Origin of the sequence: Nitrosomonas europaea (genome assembly GCF_900167395.1) — a bacterium.
Lineage (GTDB): Bacteria > Pseudomonadota > Gammaproteobacteria > Burkholderiales > Nitrosomonadaceae > Nitrosomonas > Nitrosomonas europaea.
The window spans coordinates 1-4,568 of record NZ_FUWK01000067.1 but is presented as its reverse complement, the minus strand read 5'-3'; the positions used below and the strand labels follow the sequence as shown (position 1 = coordinate 4,568).

3 protein-coding genes are annotated in these 4,568 nt (G+C 43.6%); 2 read left to right on the top strand and 1 reads right to left on the bottom strand.

The features are described 5' to 3' along the window. Nucleotides 1-332: 332 nt before the first annotated feature. Nucleotides 333-1,889: a GapS1 family protein gene (gene gapS1 / locus B5D58_RS13215; protein ID WP_011111362.1), complete on the bottom strand. Its 1,557-nt coding sequence runs from the start codon at nt 1,887-1,889 to the stop codon at nt 333-335. Nucleotides 1,890-3,022: 1,133 nt separating this feature from the next. Between gapS1 and B5D58_RS13210 the strand changes: the two genes are divergently transcribed. Together B5D58_RS13210 and B5D58_RS13205 are read left to right on the top strand one after the other, a co-directional pair. Continuing rightward, complete coding sequence (locus tag B5D58_RS13210) at nt 3,023-4,147, top strand: HEPN-associated N-terminal domain-containing protein (protein WP_011111361.1); 1,125 nt, start codon at nt 3,023-3,025, stop codon at nt 4,145-4,147. 188 nt (nt 4,148-4,335) lie between these two features. After that, a partial coding sequence (locus B5D58_RS13205; RefSeq protein WP_459543572.1) for a transposase-like zinc-binding domain-containing protein occupies nt 4,336-4,568 on the top strand: 233 nt, incomplete at its 3' end.

Sequence of the window (4,568 nt, the reverse complement as noted above, 5' to 3'; positions counted from 1 at the left end):
CATTGCCAAGCTCAGCTGCCAGATTAAGCAAGCCAATCTTGTGTTTAATGATTTTATGATGAACACTGCTCATGGGATTACTCCTTTACGCTTTCGCGTTTGGTTGATAAAGATTCGCACCTCTATCAAACTGGGTAATCCCACCTCTTGGCAAGACCTGCTGTCAGATCAAATCTGAACTACTACAAATAAATTGTGGTTTATAACCGCAATATTGTTTCTTTCCTTAATCCAAAGGAAAAATAATGTTGGTAACTTTTATCAGCTATTTAGTAAATTTTTACTAAAATTGTCCTAATAAAGTTTGTAACTATATTTCAGAGTTACCATTACTATTTATAAGTTCTCGACTTTATTCGATCTCTACAGTTAAAGACTGCGTTCAATTGCGCTACTACGCGATCTCGGGAGTTAGTTAGCAAATTGGGAATATACCACTTGTCGACATACTTCCTAATCTCTTGGTCTGCCACCATCTTAGCCGTCTTTGGATTGCTTGCATTTTTTGATAACTGCTGCACAAAAGACAAGTAGGTCACCTTTTTGGATTTCACTGCACCGACCAGATGCTCAAACTCTTCTATTGAAAGAATTGTAATGTTCTGCGGAGGCATTCTCGATAATTGTTCTTTGCTGGGCGACATAAAGTTTGATTCTGGAAATATGTGATCAAAGAATTGCTCATCGACCATTTGCTTAAGATGTAAGCCATTTCCAAAGAGCAGTTGGCGACTTGTCACAACAATCAGGTAATCGTTATCCGCAGATTTTGCATCACTTAGCTTAATTTTATCGCTTCGTAGTAAATCCCCGACTTTCCAACCTTGAACAATGGCTTTTCGAATACGTTTAAGTTTCTCACTAACGAAAGGGGGATGATCAGAGAGCAATACAGCGTCTGCAAATAAGCTCATTTTACATTCGATAAAAACGTTACCTTCCGCGTGCGGAATTAATGCATCCACCGCCGACATCCCCTTATTACCGAGGCATTTAAATTCTTGGTCAGTGATAGCGTGCGTCCCAGATTCTTGGATGAGTTCAATTACATAATCCTCGAACACCTGGCTAAAGCTATCCGTGTAGTCTTGACCAAATTCAGACAGTCGAATATGTACGAACTCTTCCAGTCCGTGAAAGAAAATGGTGGGATTCCAAGCAAGCACCCTTGTTTGATCTAATTTTAAAAGAGGATATTTAGCCAACCATGGGAATTCGTGTCGTTCGCTCTCCTGCCTGGCAGAACGTTTAGTTTTACTATCTAATCGAGAACGAAGCTCTCCTTGAAGCTGAACCCGCAGCTCGCTTAAATCCTTGGATAATAATCTAACGAGTTGATACAGCGGCTTTGTCAATTCCTCGGGTAACGCCGAATAATCGCGCAAGTCTATTGGCTGTTGGGGAGCTTCCTTTTTAAATTGCGATATTAATAGTATTGCCGCCATCATAAAATCATCGGGGGTCATGCTAAATACCCGCTCAAATAGGCTCCGACAGGGGTGTGATGCGTCAATACGTGAAATCAACGCAGCCCACCGCAAAAAACCGAATGTCTCGGATCTTTGGAATATGAATTGCGCATGCATTAATGCCCTCACTCCCAGTAGCGCTACTTGCACACTTTCGTCTAACCCTCGCTTCGCATTCCAGATGGCGTTACAACAAGCATCGAATTCTGCGGAAGGACAAAGGTCTCCGTGCATAGAAATCATCTCGTCTTCTATGGCTAGTTTCATTACAAGTGCGGGCAACCATGGCATCGCTCGAAGAGCCTTTTCTTTATTATCATGCTGCTGAGTCAGATGATTCAGACCTACATTAATAATCGATATCAAGGAGTAACGACGTAGTCGGTTTCGGATTTTTTTGGCCACCTCCGCGTAAGTCAATGTTGAAGGATCCGGGGTAAATCTGATAGGCGTATTGAGAGCGATAGAGCTTGAAGGTCGAGGTTCTAGAATGGTGTCGCTCCTAATTCAATATAAGACATGTACAAAGCGGCCAAGCAGAGATAGGTTTAACGATCTGCATTCAGCGAGATTATGAACCAGCCATAACTGCATCTATCCATCCCTGCAAACCAGCATTAACTGCAAATGAACCTGCACTTATTCCTATCGACCAGCATTCGGTCTGTGCAAACCAACAATAAATGCGATTGCCCGTTAATCCATGAAGTCGTCGGTAGCGCCAGTTATTGGATGTTGTTTTTGAACTGTGTTTGTGGAAGCGGTTCACCACATACCTCCATGCCGAGAACAGGGGCATCAATGGGTTGCAACAAACGGCCGTTTGTTGCACTAACAGCTGTGCTCTGATTTTTACTTATTCCTGGTTCATAATCTCGCTGAATGCAGGTTATTAGAGATAGCGGCTGTTGAAACAACTGTTGGTTTCACCCATATTCAGGGGGATATTCGTGGGCCACATGATTCTAATATGTCTCGCTATCATCCTTAAGAGTCCATCCATGAGACTCCATACACCTGTCGTAGAACTCCTGGCGTAATGATCCTCCTACAATTCCCGGGCCAAAGTCGGATTGACGGGCATCTTTTTCGCACTGGTAACTATCCTTGCGCAGATCCGAGGTTGATGCTTCTGGTTTTTTCCAAACCTTTGTGCTTGAGCAGCTAGTTATAAATACAGCCAAAACAAGTGTAAGCAGTCGCTGGTTAATAGATATATTCATATTTTTAATCCAAAATATTGGCCTGTAACAGGTCTTACTATATAGGGTTAAAATAAAGTAGGTAACACCGGAGATAGTGACGGACTTTATTTAAATAAATTTAGTAAAAATTTACAAAATAGCTGATAAAAGTTACCAACTTTATTTCCAAGTTACCGACTTTATTCTGATCCTACAACACATATTAATGGGATGGTGACTCAATGTGACTTCGGCAACACTGTCGTCACTAAAAATTTTTCCCCAATGATGCCTTCACAATGAAGCCGATTCTCGTTTAATAAATCGATAGGTAATTTTATAATTGAAATTTCCTTAAGGGCTTTTCCTTTGTCAATTGAACGTGTTTGCAGTTTATGTTTTGATAATGAAGATTTGAGCGATTGGATAGTTAATGAGGACGGGCCAAGAGGATGTGACGCTTGTGGAAAGCGCGATGCGCCGACATGCAAGTTATCCGAACTATGCGCATTTATCGAATCGCGACTATCACAATACTGGGGCTCTGCAGATAATCAATTATTTTACGTCAGCGCTGAGGGCGGGTATCAAGGGAGGACTTGGGATACTTACGACCTGATTGTCGATGAGATCGGCTTGTCCTTCCCGCGTGCTCAGAATGACCGGCTCCTTCGTGAAATTTTAGGCCACCTCACCGACCAGGCATGGTGTGACTACGATTGTGGTGCTCTTGACCACGATGAGGCGCTTAAATTCAGTTGGAGACAGTTTTGTGAAACCATTAAGCATAAACGTCGTTTTTTCTTTCTATCGGATGGCAGTGATGATCGCGACTCGTTTACGCCAGCCTCACTACTCCATGAAATTGCCCACAGCATCGAAGTGATTGGTCTAATTAGAGAGATTCCGGCTGGAACCAAACTATGGAGAGCCAGACCAGACCTCAACAAAGGAGCGAAAGCGACCGCGACCAGCTTTGGACCACCGCCAGCAGAGCACGCCTTACAAAGCAATCGGATGAACCCGCCTGGGATACCGATGTTCTATCTCGCTTCGTCGCAAAAAACCGCGTTGCTTGAGACGAGAACAATGGAAAGCCGCATGGGAAAATGGAGCGTTGCTCGATCCTTGTTGGTGTTGGATTTACGCCGATTGCCGCATGTGCCTGGAATTTTCTCGAAAGCAGATCGGCATTATCGGCTTGGGTTGAAGTTTCTACACGATTTCGCAGTCGACATCATGACTCCGGTTGCTCGCGATCAACGCGTCCATGTCGATTATTTGCCATCTCAGGTAGTCACTGAATATTTTCGAGACTATGACTTTGAAGCTGGCCGTCTTGACGGAATTGTTTACAACAGCACTGTGCATCTAGAAGGATGGAACATCGCTCTCTTCGCTAATAACGTCGATCTTGGTCTTTCGAGGCCGACTTGGGGACGGGCACCAGAGCCATGGCTTACTTTTATAAAATCTATTCGAGCACGCATCTAAATTACCTCACCTTATTAATTTATATTGAGCTAGCTGTTGCGTTTGAAACTCGCGTTCAACGATATACGGTAAGTGCAACTTCGCAACGCCAGCTTTGTATAACCTTTCTAATGGCTATGTCTGCATTAAACGTTGAAAAGTCATTTTTGTCCAACGAGCTGGAACATCAATAGAGGGAGGGCACGATTATGAAAGCCTCTGATTTTCGGGAATGGGTTGGAAAAATAACGCAACTTAGCCGCGGTCAGAAAGAGCAGACCAAACATAAGCTTGGTGGAATGGTGCCACGAATCGAGGTGGCGAAGTGGCTTGAAAGTTCTTTTGAGCCGATTTGTCCGGTTTGCCAATCGAATCATTTTTATCGCTGGGGATATCAGGCGGGATTACAGCGTTTCTACTGCCGCATGTGCAAGCACACGTT